Below are 16,918 nucleotides of genomic sequence, written 5' to 3' on the forward strand. Positions count from 1 at the left end.
GTTAGCATCGCGACGTGACGAGCCCTTGGAATAACCCGAATATGCCGGACGAAGGGGCGCTCAGACGGGGGGAACCGTCAGGGGGCCGCAACTTCCCGGATTCGGTATCCGACACCATGCGCATTACCGATCTGGCCGCGCCTCGAAAGATTCCTCCGGGCTCCGGTTGGCGGAAATTCATCTACGTCATCTCTTTTAAAAAAATTAACCCCGGAGAATCGCCCAGCGAGCGGCACTACCGGGACTTGCAGAACCGCATCCGACGGCATATCCGGCGGCAGTACGTCATCACGGTCGTCTCCGGCAAGGGCGGGGTCGGCGTTTCGACGATGGTCGCCTGCATCGGCGGGGTGTTCCGAGAGTGCCGCCCGCAGAACGTGATTGCGATCGACGCGGTCCCGGGTTTCGGCACGCTGGCCGACCGCATCGACGAGTCGCCGCCGGGCGACTACACCGCCATCATCAACGACACCGACGTCCAGGGTTACGCGGACATCCGTGAACACTTGGGGCAGAACCCGATAGGCCTCGACGTGTTGGCCGGAAACCGCACGTCGGATCAGCCCCGCCCGCTGGTGCCGGCGATGTTCTCCGGCGTCCTGTCGAGGCTGCGGCGAACCCACACGGTGATGATCGTCGACACGTCGCCGGATTTGGAGCACGAGGTGATGAAGCCGGTCCTGGAGAACACCGACACCCTGGTGTTCGTCTCCGGCATCACCGCGGACCGGTCGCGGCCGGTGCTGCGGGCCGTGGACTACCTGAGGTCGCAGGGCTACCACGAGCTGGTCTCGCGCAGCACCGTGATCATCAACCACACCGACCAGATCACCGACAAGGATGCGCTGGCTTACCTGACCGAGCGGTTCAGCAAAGTCGGCGCGACCGTCGAAGAGATGCCGTTCGATCCGCACTTGGCCAAAGGCGGGCTCATCGACACGGTTCATGAATTGAAGAAAAAGACGCGGTTGCGGCTTTTTGAAATCACCGCCGGCTTGGCCGACAAATACATTCCGGATGCGGAGCGGACGGCGCCGTGACATCAGCGCATAAGGTCGCCTTCCCGGCGCGCTGTGCGGTCAATATTTCCTACGAGAAGCATCTGTGCTCGCAAGTGTTCCCCGCCGGAATTCCGGTGGAGGGATTCTTCGAGGGAATGGTCGAGCTTTTCGACGCCGACCTGAAGCGCAAAGGATTTGACGGCATTACGCTGCCGGCGGGCAGCTACGAACTGCACAAGATCAACGGCGTCCGGCTCGACATCAACAAGAGCCTGGACGAGCTGGGCGTGCAGGACGGCGACACCCTGGTGCTGGTGCCCCGGGTAGCCGGCGAGTCCTTCGAACCGCAGTATGAGTCGCTGTCGACCGGCTTGGCGGCCATGGGCAAGTGGCTGGGGCGGGACGGGGGCGACCGGATGTTCGCCCCGGTGACGCCCCTGACGGCCGCCCACACCGCAATCGCCATCATCGCGATGGCGGCCGCGGTGATCGTGGCCCTCACGCTGCGCGCGCGGACGTTCACCGACGGCCCGGTCCCGGCGGCGGTGGCCGGCGCCGTCGGGATCCTGCTGACGGTCGCGACCTTCGTCGTCTGGTGGGGTTGGCGCGAGCGGCGCGACATGTTCAGCGGGTTCGGCTGGCTGGCCGTCGTGTTGCTGGCGGTGGCGGGCGCCTGCGCGCCGCCGGGTTCGCTCGGCGCGGCCCACGCGGTGATCGGCCTGGTGATCGTGATTTTGGGGGCCATCGCCATCGGTGTGACGACGCGCAAGCGCTGGCAGACCGCGGTCGTCACGGCGGTGGTGACGGTGTGCGGCATCCTCGCCGCGGTCGCCGTCGTCCGGATGTTCCGGCCGGCCTCGCCGCAGGTCCTGGCCATCTGCGTGCTGGTCGGACTGTTGATCCTGGTCAGGATGACCCCGCTGATCGCGTTGTGGGTGGCGCGGGTGCGGCCGCCGCACTTCGGATCGATCACCGGGCGCGACCTGTTCGCGCGTCGCGAGGGGATGCCCGTCGACACCGTCTCCCCGGTCAGCGAGGACGAGTCCGAGGACGAGGACAACGAATTGACCGACATCACGGCGCGCGGCGCGGCGATCGCCGCATCGGCCCGGCTGGTCAACGCGGTCCAGGTCGGGGTATGCGTCGGGGTGTCGATCGTCTTGCCCGCCGCCGTGTGGGGAGTGCTGGCGCCCGGACGTACGTGGGCCTGGTTGGCGCTGGTGGTGGCCGGGCTGGTGGTGGGCATCTTCATCACCCAGGGCCGCGGATTCGCCGCCAAGTATCAGGCCGTCGCGCTCGCCTGCGGCGCCTCGGCCGCGGTATGCGCGGGAGTGCTCAAATACGCTCTCGCCGAGCCGAAAGACGTTGCAAGCGGCCTGCTGTGGCCCGCGGTAGCCATCGCCGCCTTCGCCGCATGCGGTTTGGCCGCGGCACTGCTGGTGCCCACGGTGCGGTTCCGGCCGTTCATCCGGCTGACCGTGGAATGGGTGGAGGTGTTGGCGTTCATCGTCTTGCTGCCGGCGGCGGCGGCCCTGGGAGGGCTCTTCACGTGGATTCGCCACTGAAACGGGTCGCGGCGATGACCGCGGCCGTCACCCTCGTCGCGCTGGCTGCGAATGTCCCTGCCGCCCAAGCCATCACGCCGCCGCAGGTGGATCCGGGATTGGTGCCGCCGGATGGACCGCCCCGATCGGACCAACCGATGCGCCGCGCCAACAGCTGCTCGACGCCGATCACCGTGCGCAACCCCGACGTGGCGCAGCTGGCCCCGGGCTTCAACCTGCTCAACATCAGCAAGGCATGGCAATACAGCACCGGCAACGGGGTACCGGTGGCGGTGATCGACACCGGTATTTCACCCAACCCGCGGCTGCCCGCCGTGCCCGGCGGCGACTACATCATGGGCGAGGACGGCCTGTCCGACTGCGACGCGCACGGCACGATCGTCGGCTCGATCATCGCCGCTGCGCCGCAAGGGGTTCTGCCCATGCCACGGCCGATGCCCTCGACGCCGGCTTTCCCTCCGCCGGCCGGACCGCCACCGGCCATCGGCGCGCCGCCGCCACCCGTGGAGGTGCCGCCGCCGGTGGCGCCCCCGCCACCGCCCCCGCCGGTGACGATCACCCAGGTGATTCCGCCGCCGCCCCCGCCGCCGCCCCCCGAGGGCGGGGGGGCCACCGCCGCCTCCAACGGGCCGGCGGATCCGCAGACCGAGGACGAACCCGCGGTGCCCCCGCTACCGCCGGGAGCGCCCGACGGGGTGGTCGGGGTCGCCCCGAACGCGACCATCATTTCAATCCGCCAGTCGTCCAGGGCCTTTGAGCCGGTCAATCCAGGGCCGGGGGACCCCAACTCCGACGAGAAGGTCAAGGCCGGCACACTCAACACGGTCGCCCGCGCGGTGGTCCACGCGGCCAACATGGGCGCGAAGGTCATCAACATCTCGGTCACCGCCTGCCTGCCGGCGTCGGCGCCCGCCGACCAACGCGCACTGGGCGCGGCGCTGTGGTACGCCGCCACGGTCAAGGACGCGGTGGTCGTGGCCGCCGCCGGAAACGACGGGGAAGCCGGCTGCAACAACAACCCGATGTACGACCCGCTGGATCCGTCGGATCCCCGGGACTGGCATCAGGTCAAGGTCGTCTCCTCACCGTCATGGTTTTCCGACTACGTCCTGTCGGTCGGCGCGGTCGATGCCACGGGCGCCGCGCTCGACAAGAGCATGACCGGCCCCTGGGTGGGTGTCGCGGCGCCGGGCACCCACATCATGGGTCTCTCCCCGCAAGGGGGCGGGCCGGTCAACGCCTACCCGCCGTCGAGGCCGGGCGAAAAGAACATGCCGTTCTGGGGCACCAGCTTCTCGGCCGCCTACGTCAGCGGCGTGGCGGCCCTGGTGCGGGCGAAATTCCCGGACCTCAGCGCGCACCAGGTGATCAACCGGATCGTGCAGTCAGCGCACAATCCGCCCGCGGGAGTCGACAACAAAGTCGGCTACGGGTTGGTCGATCCGGTTGCGGCGCTGACGTTCAACATCCCGCCGGGTGACCGGATGCCCCCCGGCGCGCAAACCCGGGTCATCAGGCCCGCCCCGCCACCCCCGCCGCCGGACCACCGGGCCCGCAACATCGCGATCGGGTTCGTCGGGGCGGTGGCCGCCGGCGTGCTCGTGGCCGCCATCGCGGCGCGGCTCAGGAGGACGCGGTGAGGCCCACGCTGACCGGGTTCAGCCGCGGCAGCAACCGGCGGGTCGTCGGGGTGTGGGTGGTGTTCCTGCTCGCGGTGGCGAGTTGGGCTGCGGGCGGCTACATCGCCGCCGCGATCGCCGTGGTGATCGGCATCGCCGTGGTGTTCGTCCGGTGGTGGGGCCAGCCCGCGTGGTCATGGCTGGTGTTGTGGCGCCGCGGCCGCCGCCCGATCACGTGGGACGCTCCACTGACCGTGGCCAACAATCGATCCGGCGGTGGCGTCCGGGTGCAGGACGGTGTCGCGGTGGTGGCCGTGCAGTTGCTGGGCAGGGCGCACCAGGCCACCACGGTGACCGGTTCGGTGACCGTGGAGACCGACAACGTCATCGACGTCGTCGAATTGGTGCCGATGATGCACCAGGCGCTGGGTTTGACGCTCGACTCGATCAGCGTCGTCTCACTCGGCTCCCGGCACGGCACCATCGGCGACTATCCGCGGGTGTATGACTCGGAGATCGGCACCCCGCCGTACGCGGGCCGGCGCGAAACCTGGTTGATCATGCGGGTGTCGATCATCGACAACACGCAAGCGCTCCGCTGGCGCACGACCGTTGGCGCCGCGGCCATTTCGGCGGCACAGCGCATCGCGGGGCTGCTGCGCTGCCAGGGGCTGCGGGCCAGGGTGGCCAACGCCACCGACCTCTCGGAGCTCGACCGCAGGCTGGGATGTGACGCGATCGAGGGGGACACGCAGAGATGGAAGGCCATCCGCGGCGAGGGCGGCTGGATGACCACCTACGCGTACCCGGCCAAGGCGATCAACTCGCGCGTCCTGTCGCAGGCGTGGACGCTGCGCGTCGACGAGGTCATCCAGAACGTGACCGTGTACCCGGACGCGACCTGCACCGCGACCATCACCGTGCGCACACCCACACCGGCTCCCACCCCGCCCAGCGTGATCCTGCGACGGCTCAACGGGGAACAGGCCGCCGCCGCCGCGGCCAACATGTGCGGACCGCGGCCCCACCTGCGGGCGCTGCACCCGAGCCCGCTGCCCGAGCACCTGCTCACCGAGATCGGCCCGTCGGGAGTGCTGATCGGCAAGCTGAGCAACGGCGACCGGCTCATGATCCCCGTCACCGATGCCGGCGAGCTGTCAAGGGTTTTCGTGGCCGCCGACGACCCGGTCGCCAAGCGCATCGTGATCCGCACCGCCGGCGCCGGCGAGCGGGTCTGCGTGCACACCCGCGACACGACGCGCTGGGCCACCGTGCGGATGCCCGAGATCAGCGTCGTCAGCACCGTACGGCCCGCGCCGCGCACCACCGTCAGCGTCGTGGAGCACGTCGCTCCGATCTCGCCCACCCCCCGACCCGCGACCGTGATCACCATCGCGCCCTCGGGCACCAGGCTGCCCGAAGGGCACCGGCACAACTTCGAGGTGATCATCGAACAGGTCGGCCCCGCAATGGTGCGGGTCAGCGCGGCGGGCAAGGACTGGCTCGTCGAGATGGACATGTTCCGCGCCGAGAACCGCTACGTGAGTCTCGAGCCGGTCACCATGTCGATTACCTAAGACGTCAACGAGTTTGAGGCATAGTTCCATGAGCGCACACGATGGGTGATCTACAAACTGCCCGCAGGCATTTCGACCGGGCCATGGCCGTCAAGAGCAGGCAGGGCCGGGCGGCGGCGCTACCCGAATTCGTCGCCGCCACCGACGCCGACCCGTCGATGGCCGACGCGTGGCTGGGCCGCATCGCGTGCGGCGACAACGACCTGGCGTCGCTGAAGAAGCTCTACGCCACCAGCGAATGGCTGCACCGCGAGACGACGCGCATCGGGCAGACGCTGGCGGCGGAGATCCAGTTGGGCCCGTACATCGGGATCACGGTGACCGACGCATCCCAGGTGGGGCTGGCGTTGTCGTCGGCGCTGACCATCTCCGGCGAATACGCCGAGGCCGACCGGCTGCTCGCCAATCGCGACCTGCTGGATTCGTGGGCCAACTACCAATGGCACCAGCTGGCCCGGGCGTTCCTGATGTACACCACGCAGCGCTGGTCGGACGTGTTGCTGGCGGCCGCAGAAGAGCTGCCCCCGCAGGCCATCATCATGTCGGCCGTGACGGCGTCGATCTGCGCGCTGGCGGCCCACGCCGCCGCGCACCTCGGGCAGGGCAGGGTCGCGCTGGACTGGCTCGACCGCGTCGACGTGATCGGGCAAACCAACGCCTCCGGCCGCTTCGACGCCGACGTGCTGACCGCCTCGATCGGGCCGGCCGACATCCCGCTACTGGTCGCTGACCTGGCCTATGTCCGCGGGATGGTGCACCGCCAGCTGCGCGAGGAGGACAAGGCTCAGGTCTGGCTGTCCAAGGCGACCATCAACGGCGTCCTGACCGAGGCGGCGAAGGCGGCGTTGGCCGACCCCAACCTGCACCTGGTCGTCACCGACGAGGAAACCATCGCCAGCCGCACCGATCGCTGGGACGCGTCGACGGCCAAGAGCCGCGACCAGCTCGACGACGACGCCACCGCCGGGCGGCGCGCCGAGCTGCTCGCCGAGGGCCGCGCCCTGCTCGCCAAGCAGGTCGGGCTGGCGGCGGTGAAGCAGGCCGTGTCGGCGCTCGAAGACCAGCTCGAAGTGCGGATGATGCGCCTCGAGCACGGCCTACCGGTGGAGGGACAGACCAACCACATGCTGCTGGTGGGTCCGCCAGGCACCGGTAAGACCACCACCGCCGAGGCGCTGGGCAAGATCTACGCCGGCATGGGGATCGTGCGTCACCCCGAAATCCGCGAGGTCCGCCGGTCGGACTTCTGCGGCCACTACATCGGGGAGTCGGGACCCAAGACCAACGAGCTGATCGAAAAGTCGCTCGGGCGAATCATTTTCATGGACGAGTTCTATACCCTGGTCGAGCGGCACCAGGACGGCACGCCCGACATGATCGGCATGGAGGCCGTCAACCAGCTCCTCGTCGCGCTGGAAACGCACCGCTTCGACTTCTGCTTCATCGGTGCGGGCTACGAGGACCAGGTGGACGAATTCCTCACCGTGAACCCGGGTTTGGCGGGCCGGTTCAACCGCAAGCTGCGGTTCGAGTCGTATTCGCCGGCCGAGATCGTCGAGATCGGGCAGCGCTACGCGGCGCCGCGCGCCAGCAAGCTCGACGACGCCGCGCGGGAGGCGTTCCTGGACGCGGCCACCACCATCCGTAATTACACGACGCCCGGCGGGCGGCACGGCATCGACGCCATGCAGAACGGCCGGTTCGCCCGCAACGTCATCGAACGCGCGGAGGGATTCCGGGACACCCGGGTGGTCGCACAAAAGCGCGCCGGCCAGGAGGTGACGGTCGAGGATCAGCAGATCATCACCGCCCCCGACATCGGGGCCGCGGTGCGCAGCGTGTGTTCGGACAACCGTGACATGGCGGCCATCGTCTGGTAATCACCACCCATTCGACGACCGGTGGACATCCGCCGTTCCGGTGCCGTTCACATTTCGCCCGCGCGGGGAAAAGCGTGCCGCGGCGGCTCTTTGGGGGGTTCCCGGCGCCGCCGGACGTAACCTGGCGCACTCTGGAGGAAACGCGTCATCGACGCGGCCGGGCATGCTTAAGATGCAGGCGGCGCCACGTCCGCGAATACTGCTCACGAATAGTCGGCGGGCAGGACCGGCGCCGCGGCTGATCGAAATGGAGTGTCCGGCGGTGCACCGTATCTGGCTGATCACGGTGACCCTGACGATCGTGCTGTTCACCGCGCCCCCCGCGTCGGCGGTCGCCCCGCCCTCGATCGACCCGGCCGCGATGCCGCCGGACACGACGGGACCTGACCAACCACTCGAACAGCGCCGCGTCTGCAAGGCACCATTGACCTTGCCGGGAACCAACTTTCACGACCCGACGTGGTCCGACGCGTACCTGGGCGTCGGCGCGGCACACCGGTTCGCGACCGGCGCCGGCGTCACGGTGGCGGTCATCGACACCGGGGTGGATCCCTCGCCTCGGGTCCCCGCCGAGCCGGGTGGCGACTTCGTCGTTGCCGACGGCGACGGGCTCACCGATTGCGATGCGCACGGGACGCTGATCGCGTCGATCATCGCCGGCCGGCCCGCGCTGACCGACGGATTCGTCGGCGTCGCACCGGATGCCCGGCTGATCTCGCTGCGCCAGACGTCGGAGGCCTACGAGCCGAAGGACAACCAGGCCAACCAGAACGACCCCAACGCCTCGCCGGCGGCCGGATCCGTCCGCAGCCTGGCCCGGGCGGTGGTGCATGCCGCCAACTTGGGCGCCAACGTGATCAACATCAGCGAAGCGGCCTGTTTCAAGGTGAGAAAGCCGGTCGACGAATCCACTTTGGGTGCGGCCCTCAATTACGCGGTCAACGTCAAGAACATCGTGGTGGTCGTCGCGGCAGGCAACACCGGTGGCGACTGCGCGCAGAACCCACCGCCCGACCCGGCCATGCCGAACGACCCCCGCGGCTGGCAGCAGGTGCAAACCATCGTCACACCGGCGTGGTACGCGCCGTTGGTGCTGACCGTGGGCGGTGTCGGCCAGAACGGCGCGCCGAGCCCCTTCTCGATGCACGGCCCGTGGGTGGGTGCGGCGGCGCCGGCGGAGAACATCGTCGCGCTCGGTCCTGACGGCGAGCCGGTCGACGCGCTGCCCGGCAAGGACGGTCCGGTGCCGATCGCCGGGACTTCGTTTGCCGCCGCGTATATCTCCGGGCTCGCGGCGCTGCTTCGGCAGAGGTTCCCTGAGTTGGCGCCGGCGCAGGTCATCAACCGGATCACGGCCACCGCGCGCCACCCCGGCGGCGGCGTCGACGACGCTGTCGGGGCGGGCACCGTCGATGCATTCGCGGCACTCACGTGGGCTATCCCGGCCGGCGCCCCGGCGGCTAGCCCGTTGATTGTCAACCGGATTCAGCCCCCGGCCCCTGTGCCGCCGCCTGATCACGGGCCCATCACCGCCGTCGTCGCGGGCATCTTCAGCCTGCTGGTCGCGTTGGGGCTGGCTACCCTGACCAGACAAGCCCTGCGAAGGCGCTGAATCCCATGAGGGCGTTCCGGTTACGGTTCTCCAGCGGCCACGCATTGTGGTTCGCGGCGATCGCGCCGCTGTGCATCCTCTTGTTCATGGGAACCCGCTACGAATGGGCGGGGCCCACTCTGGTGGCGGTGGCCGCGGTGGTCGCCTTGGTGACGTTCCGCGGTCACCGGCTGACCGGTTGGATCGGTACTGCATGCTCCTGGCTGGTGCGGCGCCGCAGGGAGCCCGACGTTCCCTCCGAGCCGGCCGTCGGCGCCACCGTGCAGCCGGGAGAACATGTGGCCGTGCGCTGGGAGGGCGAAGTCCTGGTCGCCGTCATCGAACTCATCCCCCGACCGTTCACGCCGACGGTCATCGTCGACGGGCATGCGCACACCGACGACGTGGTGGACACCCGGCTGCTCGAGCAACTGTTGGAGATCAACTGCCCCGACCTGGAGGCCGACATCGTCTCGGCCGGCTACCGGACCGGTAAGCCGGCGTCGGCCGAACTGCTCAGCCTCTACCAGCAGGTGACCGGCACCGACCCGGCTCCAGCACACCGGCGGACCTGGATCATGCTGCGCGCCGAGCCGCAGCGCACCCGCCGCTCGGCGCAGCGGCGCGACCATGGAGTCGCTGGGCTGATCCGCTACCTGGTGTCGTCGGCGACGCGTATCGCCGACCAGCTCGCCGGGCACGGCGTCGACGCCGTCTGTGGACGCAGCTTCGATGATTACGACCACGCCACCGAGATCAGCTTCGAGCGCGAGCGCTGGTCAAAGATCAAGGGGAGCAACAACTTCACCGCGGCCTACACCGCGATCGGAGGCCCGGACGTGTGGTGGTCGGTGCACGCCGACCACACCATCACCCGGGTCCGGGTGGTGCCCGGCAGCACACCGCAGTCGACGGTGCTGCTGACCACCTCGGAGTCGCCGAAGAAGCCGCGGGGATTCACCCGCCTGTCCGGGAACCAGCGGGCCGCGCTGCACGGCCCGTCCCTGGTCCCCGACCGGCACTATCAGCTCCCGATCGGGTCGGCGGGCGTCCTGGTGGGCGAGACGGCGAACCAGTATCCGGTGTACATGCCGTTCGACGACGTCGACACGAGCATCAATTTCGGTGATGCACGCGCATTCATGCAATTCGCGGTGCGGGCCACCGCCGCGGGCGGCAGCGTCACCCTCGGGCCGCGTTTCGCCGAGTTCGCCGGGTTGATCGGTGCCCACGTGGGGTCGGAATCGAAGGTGGCGTGGCCCCACGCGACAACCTATCTCGGGCGTCACCCGGGGGTGGCGCGGGTGAGCCTGCGCCACAACGTGATCAGCACTCCGAGGCATCGCCAGCTCCCCATCCGACCGGTATCGCCGCCCGAGGAGAGTCGCTACCAGAGCGCGCTGCCCCGCTAGGGAAACGGCCGGCAAACTCCGGGTTTCATCGGACAAACGGCCAGGGTGTGCGGCGGGCAACAAGCCAAAAAGCCGTCACTGACCGGCGCCGGGTCACCCTAGACTGAGGGCCTGTGGTGGAGCGAGGCCATATTGGTAATCGGCCACGCAGCCAGGCGTCCCCGAGATTGAAGGAACCTCGCACATGACTAGCAGGGAACCACACCCGCAGGTTACAGAGACGTTGGCGCAGTTCGAGCGGTTCAACAAGGCCCTCGAGGACCAGATGCACCTTACGAACACCGAATCATTCACGGCATCGGACGAGACGGAAACCGTGGAAGTGACCATCAACGGGCATCGGTGCCTCGTCGACGTGCATATCGAAGACGGGCTGCTGCGGCTGGGCGCCGAAACGGTGCAGCGGCGCATCAACGAGGCGCTGGCCAACGCGCAAGCCGGCGCGACCGAAGCCATCCAAGCTCAGCAAGCGCAACTGGTCGCCAACCTCACCGACATTCTCGGCTCGCTGCAAAACACCGTGGGCATGAGCTGAGTAGCTCCACGACCGGCGACGCTGTTTGATGCGCGCCTGACACCCACGCGGGAGACGGCCGTGCAACTGTTCGTCACGGGGCCACCACGATCCGGGATGACCATGGTGACCCAGTTCCTCAACCACCACGGCAACATCAAGATTTTCGACGAGATCGATCTGCTCCAGGTCGGCAGGTACGGCGAGTCGGTGATCGGCACGCTGCAAGCGTTTTTGTTGGAACGAGGCGTCTACCAGGACTACCGGCGTCGCGCAGGGGAAACGGCCGACCCGGCACTGGTCCTGCGTACGTTGATGGGCGAGATCGCCGGCCCGGGCGTCATCTGGGGCGAAAAGAACCCCAGGTACGCGACCCAGCTGGCGGCCCTCCAGCGCAGCTTTCCGGAGGCCGCGGTGCTCTTCGTCCTGCGCGATCCCCGAGAGGTCGTGAATTCCTGTCTGGTGCATCGGGAATCGCCATACCGGACACCGATGGACTTCTGGATCAAGGATTCGGTCGCCGAAGCGCTGGCGCTGGTGCAAAGCAGCTTGGAGCCGCTCGAGGCCGACGACGCCGATTTGGTCGTCCTGCGTTACGAGGACTTCGCGGGGCGGCCGACGGCGACGCTCGACGCGGCCCTGCACCGGTGGAGCCTCACCTTCTCCGACAGCGCCGTTTCGCTCGCCCATTCAGCGCCCGAAACCGTCGGCGACCACCAGTTCTCGCGAGACGGTGTTGCGCTGCCGTGGAAGGTCGGCAACCTTTCGCCCTTGCGCCAAGCACCAACCATCCGGGACCGGGTCGACGCCGGCGATCGGGTCTGGGGCCAGGTTGAAACCCTTGCGCGGCGGTTCGGTTACGACTGAACGGGTCCCGCGGATGCTGGCAGAGTCTAAGCTCTGCCGGAGGATGGTCGGTTCTGAGCGAAACCCCAGGATCCCCGGGCCGGACTCGGTAGCCGCCGGGCGTGGCCTGCCAAGGGATCTGCTGCGGGCGGGCACGCCCGCAGCATGTTTCGTGTCCAATATCGGGGACTCCCTGTTGACGTTGCCGGCGCTGAGAGCGTTGGCCGAAATGTTCACCTCGCCACTCACGCTGATCTGCCCCAAGGTGGTGTTCGACCTGTGCTTCCGCGAGATCAGCGACCGGCATGTGGACACCACAGGATTGCCCCTGGCGGGACCGCACCCCTTACCGGGATCACTGCCCCGAGCCCGCGATTACGAAACCCTGGCGGCGGAGATCGGCGCCGTCGATGTCTTCATCGACACCCTGACGTGGAGCGCCTTGTCCAGCACCGTCATTCGGCCTCTGGTTGAACGCCTGGCGCCGACGACGACCATCGGCTTCTCGACCGACTATGGCTACGACTTCGTGGTCCCCAGGGAACAGGTCCACTACGCCGACTTGATGTTCAAGTTGCCGCGCCTGTTCGACCCTTCGCTGCGAATCGAGAGCTACGCCCAGCCGGTACCCATCCCACCATCGGTGCAGGAACAGGCACGGGCGATCCGCGCGGCCGTACCGGCGGGGGTCAAGGTGCTCGTCGTGCACGCCGACACCGATTGGGAGGAAAAACGTTGGCCGGCGACCAGGTTCATCGATCTGCTGGACCGGTTCTTGTCGCGCCGTCCCGATTTCGTGGCCTGGGTCGTGGGGATGGGGCATGAGGAGCTCAACGTCGGGCGTGAGCGCGACCGGGTGATTCCCCGGCTTGGGCTCCCACTCGACCTGACCATGAGCATGGTGGCCAGCGCGGACCTTTTCGTGGGGATCGATTCGTGCATGTTGCATGCCGCCGACCTGGCTCGGGTCCCGGGCGTTGGGTTGTTCGGTGTGACGCGGGCCGAGACCTGGGGCTTCCGGTTTGGGCCGCACCGGCACCTCGACATGCCGGTGATGGCGGATATCACCGTCGAGGCGGCGCTCGGTGCGATGGAGGATCTGGCCGGAGAGCGCGGGTAAGCGATGCCCGAACCGGTTTCGCCGGTACACCCGTGGTGAGGGCCGAAGCCGCCGGCTAACGCGACGCGACACGGTCGGCTTATGGTTCTAAGCTCTGGCGAAGGATGGTCGGATTGCGCGAAATGACGGTGCTGCAGGGCGGTCACGCGGTCACGGTTGAACGTGGCATGCTGAGCCAGTTGCTGCACGCGCGTACGCCCACGATTTATTTCTCCACCCTTATCGGCGACTCGGTGCTCACGCTGCCGACCCTGCGCGCGTTGGGCGAGCTGTTCACCGCCCCGCTTACGCTGGTCTGCCCGAAGGTCGCCCACGACCTGTGCTTCCGCGAAGTGGATTCCCGCCTTGTCGACATCACGGGCTCGCCGCCGGTCGGGCCCTCGTTGGGGCCCCCCTCAAACCGAACCCTCGACTATGACGCCGTGGTGTCCGAGATCGGTCCTGTCGATCTGTTCATCGATGCCGTGCCGTGGGAGGTGCCTTCGAACGCGTTCCTGCGGCCTCTGCTGGAACGTCTCGCACCCGCGACGAGCATCGGCTTCCCGACCGGCGTTGCGTACGACGTCGTGGTGCCGCGCGATGTGCCGCACTCGGCCGACCTGACGTTCAAGTTGGCGCTGCTGTTCGATCCTTCGGCGCGGATCGAGACCTACGCGCAGCCGGTGCCCATCCCAACGCCGGTTCAGCACGACGTTCGATCGATCCGTGCCGCTTTGCCCCGCGGGACGAAAGTCCTTGCGGTGCATGCAGATACCGGCTGGGTGAAGAAGCGGTGGCCGGTTGTCCGGTTTGTCGAACTGCTGGACCGGTTCTTGTCACGCCATCGCGATTTCGTGGCCTGGGTCGTGGGGATGGGGCATGAGGAGCTCAACGTCGGGCGTGAGCGCGACCGTGTCTTTCCCCATCTCGGGGCGCCGCTCGACCTCACCATGGGCCTGGTCGCCGAGGCCGATCTTTTCGTGGGGATCGACTCCTCGATGCTGCATGCGGCCGATTTGGCCCGCGTGCCGGGGGTCGGGCTCTTCGGCGCGACGCAGTCGGCGACGTGGGGTTTCCGGTTCGCGCCGCACCGGCACATCGATGCGGACAGCATGCTGGACATCACCGTGGAACGGGTGCTCAGCGCGATGGAGGAGCTGGCCGAAGAGCACGTCTATACCGCGGCGCGACTTCGCGACGGCGCACCCGCTGGCGTACAAGACGATTCGCCCGACGCGGAGCTATTGTCCGCGGTGCGGCAGTTCCACGACACCGCGCTGTCCTGGCATGGCGCCGACCCCGCCACCGCCGCCGATGACGGCAGCATCGCCGCCAAAGCCCTGCACCTGCACGCGATGAACTTCGGCTTGTGGCATCACGAAGACGCCGTTCGCCGGCCCGGTGCCGGCGACGACGAGGTGGCTCGCCGGAAACGTTGCATCGACGACCTCAACGCCCGGCGCAACGCGGCCATCGAAGACATCGACGCCGCCCTGCTCGCTCGTCTCAATCCCAACCGCAGCGCCGCGCTGCACACGGAAACCCCCGGCACAATCGTCGACCGACTTTCCGTCCTGACGCTGCGGATCTTGCACACAAACCGATCAGAACGCGGCGCATCGCACCTCGGGGTGCTCGGAGAGCAGTACGACGACCTCCTGCGCGGGCTCGAACGGTTCCTCACCCGGATGCGAGACGGCGACCTCAGATTCAAGCTGTACAGGCAATTCAAGTCGGCAGATCAGCGAGGTTACTGTGCGCTGTTCGAGTCCCGCGACGCGTGACGGCCAAAGGATCAATAGGCCGCCGAGTTCCACCATTCTTCCCAGTCCAGGTACGGGTCCTTGTGCTCTTCGTATTGAAGGTGCAGCGCCAGCGAAGGTATCGGGGTGAAAAGTGTCACCTGCTCCCGCCAGATCACGTTGATCGTCGAAGCTTCGAAGATGTGATTCGCCACGCCGTAGGGCGTGCTCGAGTATCGCCCGAGCCGGTCGAAAAGCTCCCAATTTCTCCGCAACGTCCCGGCTTCAACCCAGCAGGTATTCGTGGTGTGCGTATTGGTACGCCAATGCCTTTTCGTGCCGTACACCACGCGACAATCCTCGCGACTGAATATCATGCTCCAATAATTCTTGGGATCGTCGTACGGATGCAGCGCCACTTCCCGCCCGCCGAGCTTGTCCTTGAACAACGCGTGCGCTGCCAGCATCTCCTCGATGGCCGAAGGCGAATGCAGGTAATCGTCCTCGACGAAATAGACCACCTCGCGAGCATCCTCGCGCGCCCGGGAAAACGATGCCAGACAGGATGCGTTGTAGCCCCGGTCCTCGAGCGCGACGAATTCAACCGGGTAGGTGCATGTCGAAAGTATCCGGCGCAGAACCGAGACGGTCTCGGCCGAGGAGTGGTCATCGAAGACACGCAAAACGATGTCCCCGTCGGCTTGATTGATCGATGTCACGAGCGATCGCGCGCACCGCAGCATAATTTCGCTTTTCGGGGCGCCGACGTATCGATGCGGCCCGTGCACGCTTATGTCGGAATGGGTCTGAAGATGTATGTCGAGTTTCACTGCCGGCTAGCCTAGCCGGTTTCGGGCTGAGCCCGTGTTGTGGCCGATGCGCCGGGCCGGCACTGATGGCGTGTTAGCGTTGCCCGGTGTATTGGATCGCGAATGGTCCCGATATCGCGGTGAGACGCCATTTTACCGAATCCGACTGGAACCGCACTCTGGTGAGTGAACTCCAATGCCGCCGGGTGAACGTCGTGTTTGATGTCGGCGCCAATTCAGGACAATACGCTGCCGGTCTCCGTGCGGCCGGCTTCGAGGGCCGCATAATCTCTTTCGAACCGCTGTCCGGGCCGTTCGCCGTTTTGGAACGCGCGGCATCGGGTGATCCGCTTTGGGATTGCCGGCAGTGTGCGCTCGGCGATCATGACGGGACGATCGAGATGAACGTCGCCGGCAACGCGGGTGCCAGTAGTTCCTTGCTACCCATGCTGAAAAGCCATCGGGATGTCTATCCCGAGGCGAACTATGTCGGGACCGAAGATGTGGCGATATGCCGACTTGATTCGATCGCGCCGGCTCTGCTGCGGCCGGGCGATGTGGCCTTTCTCAAGGCCGACGTGCAGGGGTTTGAGAAACACGTGATCGCCGGGGGCGAGTCAACGGTCAATCGCCACTGCACCGGGGTACAACTCGAATTGACCTTCGTGCCTTTGTACGAGGGCGGCATGCTCGTCCAAGAGGCCCTTGACCTGGTGCAATCTCTGGGCCTTACCCTCAGAGGGTATTCGCCCTTTTTCATCGACGTCCGTGATGGCCGAGTATTGCAGGCCGACGGCGTCTTTCTCCGCGGCGACGAATGATCCGAAATGCTCGGAGAACCGGTTCGCGACCCCACTGACCTGCGGCGGCCGGTCGAGCGCGGCCCCGGCGCAGGCCGCAATGGCGAGAATCGCCCCGCCACACGGCGTTCCGCCTCGGTCCGCGCTTGCCACGATCCGAATTTCCGGTGCGCGCCGGCACCCGGATCGATGCACCGCAAAGCCGCACCAACCGGCGTCATTAGACAAAAAATCGCCGCGCGTGGGCCCTGTTCGGTGGAATAGGATGACACACGGTAGTGGCTGCGGCGTCACTGCACCGCCCGCATGGCCGGCAAGACGAGAGGGGTGGTGGTCGGTGGTTGCGCGATCTCTGCCTGCCGGTGTCGTCGAAGCGGGCGTGCTCCTCGGCGGCACCCACGTTGTGTCGCACCGCCGATTGCGGGATCGCCCGGGTTCCGGGCTCACGCGCGACCGTTCCCCC

Annotated in this window: 13 protein-coding genes; 12 read left to right on the plus strand and 1 reads right to left on the minus strand. The window is 67.4% G+C overall.

The features are described 5' to 3' along the window. Positions 1–14 precede the first annotated feature (14 nt). From U8D42_RS22915 to U8D42_RS22965, 11 genes are all read left to right on the plus strand, one after another. A complete protein-coding gene (locus U8D42_RS22915) occupies positions 15–1,040 on the plus strand; it encodes a MinD/ParA family ATP-binding protein (protein ID WP_322858127.1) in 1,026 nt (341 codons plus the stop codon). After that, positions 1,037–2,566, plus strand: a complete 1,530-nt coding sequence (eccD, locus tag U8D42_RS22920; protein WP_085242716.1) for a type VII secretion integral membrane protein EccD — start codon at positions 1,037–1,039, stop codon at positions 2,564–2,566. Before U8D42_RS22915 ends, eccD begins: the two co-directional genes overlap by 4 nt. Before the next feature lie 14 nt (positions 2,567–2,580). Beyond that, the gene (gene mycP / locus U8D42_RS22925; RefSeq protein WP_322858769.1) at positions 2,581–4,206 is read left to right on the plus strand and encodes a type VII secretion-associated serine protease mycosin; all 1,626 of its coding nucleotides are present in this window, start codon (positions 2,581–2,583) and stop codon (positions 4,204–4,206) included. Then, positions 4,203–5,762: a type VII secretion protein EccE gene (eccE, locus tag U8D42_RS22930; RefSeq protein WP_090419166.1), complete on the plus strand. Its 1,560-nt coding sequence runs from the start codon at positions 4,203–4,205 to the stop codon at positions 5,760–5,762. Before mycP (U8D42_RS22925) ends, eccE (U8D42_RS22930) begins: the two co-directional genes overlap by 4 nt. A 41-nt stretch (positions 5,763–5,803) precedes the next feature. Next, positions 5,804–7,642, plus strand: coding sequence for a type VII secretion AAA-ATPase EccA (gene eccA, locus U8D42_RS22935; protein ID WP_322858126.1), 1,839 nt, complete (start codon positions 5,804–5,806; stop codon positions 7,640–7,642). Positions 7,643–7,904: 262 nt separating this feature from the next. Beyond that, positions 7,905–9,254, plus strand: a complete 1,350-nt coding sequence (mycP, locus tag U8D42_RS22940; RefSeq protein ID WP_322858125.1) for a type VII secretion-associated serine protease mycosin — start codon at positions 7,905–7,907, stop codon at positions 9,252–9,254. Positions 9,255–9,259: 5 nt separating this feature from the next. After that, the gene (gene eccE / locus U8D42_RS22945) at positions 9,260–10,645 is read left to right on the plus strand and encodes a type VII secretion protein EccE (protein WP_322858124.1); all 1,386 of its coding nucleotides are present in this window, start codon (positions 9,260–9,262) and stop codon (positions 10,643–10,645) included. 223 nt (positions 10,646–10,868) lie between these two features. Beyond that, entirely contained in the window at positions 10,869–11,180 is a 312-nt protein-coding gene (locus U8D42_RS22950; RefSeq protein WP_322858123.1) for a YbaB/EbfC family nucleoid-associated protein, read from the plus strand. Positions 11,181–11,276: 96 nt separating this feature from the next. After that, positions 11,277–12,026 (plus strand): sulfotransferase, encoded by a 750-nt coding sequence (locus tag U8D42_RS22955; protein ID WP_085242731.1) that lies wholly within the window; start codon positions 11,277–11,279, stop codon positions 12,024–12,026. A 43-nt stretch (positions 12,027–12,069) separates the two neighbouring features. Next, positions 12,070–13,125, plus strand: a complete 1,056-nt coding sequence (locus U8D42_RS22960) for a glycosyltransferase family 9 protein (RefSeq protein ID WP_322858122.1) — start codon at positions 12,070–12,072, stop codon at positions 13,123–13,125. A gap of 122 nt (positions 13,126–13,247) precedes the next feature. Then, positions 13,248–14,888, plus strand: a complete 1,641-nt coding sequence (locus U8D42_RS22965; RefSeq protein ID WP_249025932.1) for a DUF4254 domain-containing protein — start codon at positions 13,248–13,250, stop codon at positions 14,886–14,888. A gap of 11 nt (positions 14,889–14,899) precedes the next feature. On the opposite strand, the gene U8D42_RS22970 is transcribed toward U8D42_RS22965, so the two are convergent. Continuing rightward, on the minus strand, positions 14,900–15,676 hold the full coding sequence (locus U8D42_RS22970) for a glycosyltransferase family A protein (protein WP_322858121.1): 777 nt from the start codon (positions 15,674–15,676) through the stop codon (positions 14,900–14,902). Between the two features lie 113 nt (positions 15,677–15,789). Here U8D42_RS22970 and U8D42_RS22975 point away from each other — a divergent pair, with 113 nt between their 5' ends. Further along, complete coding sequence (locus tag U8D42_RS22975; protein WP_322858768.1) at positions 15,790–16,476, plus strand: FkbM family methyltransferase; 687 nt, start codon at positions 15,790–15,792, stop codon at positions 16,474–16,476. Positions 16,477–16,918: the final 442 nt, after the last annotated feature.

Source organism: Mycobacterium europaeum (genome assembly GCF_034555895.2).
Taxonomy (GTDB): domain Bacteria; phylum Actinomycetota; class Actinomycetes; order Mycobacteriales; family Mycobacteriaceae; genus Mycobacterium; species Mycobacterium europaeum.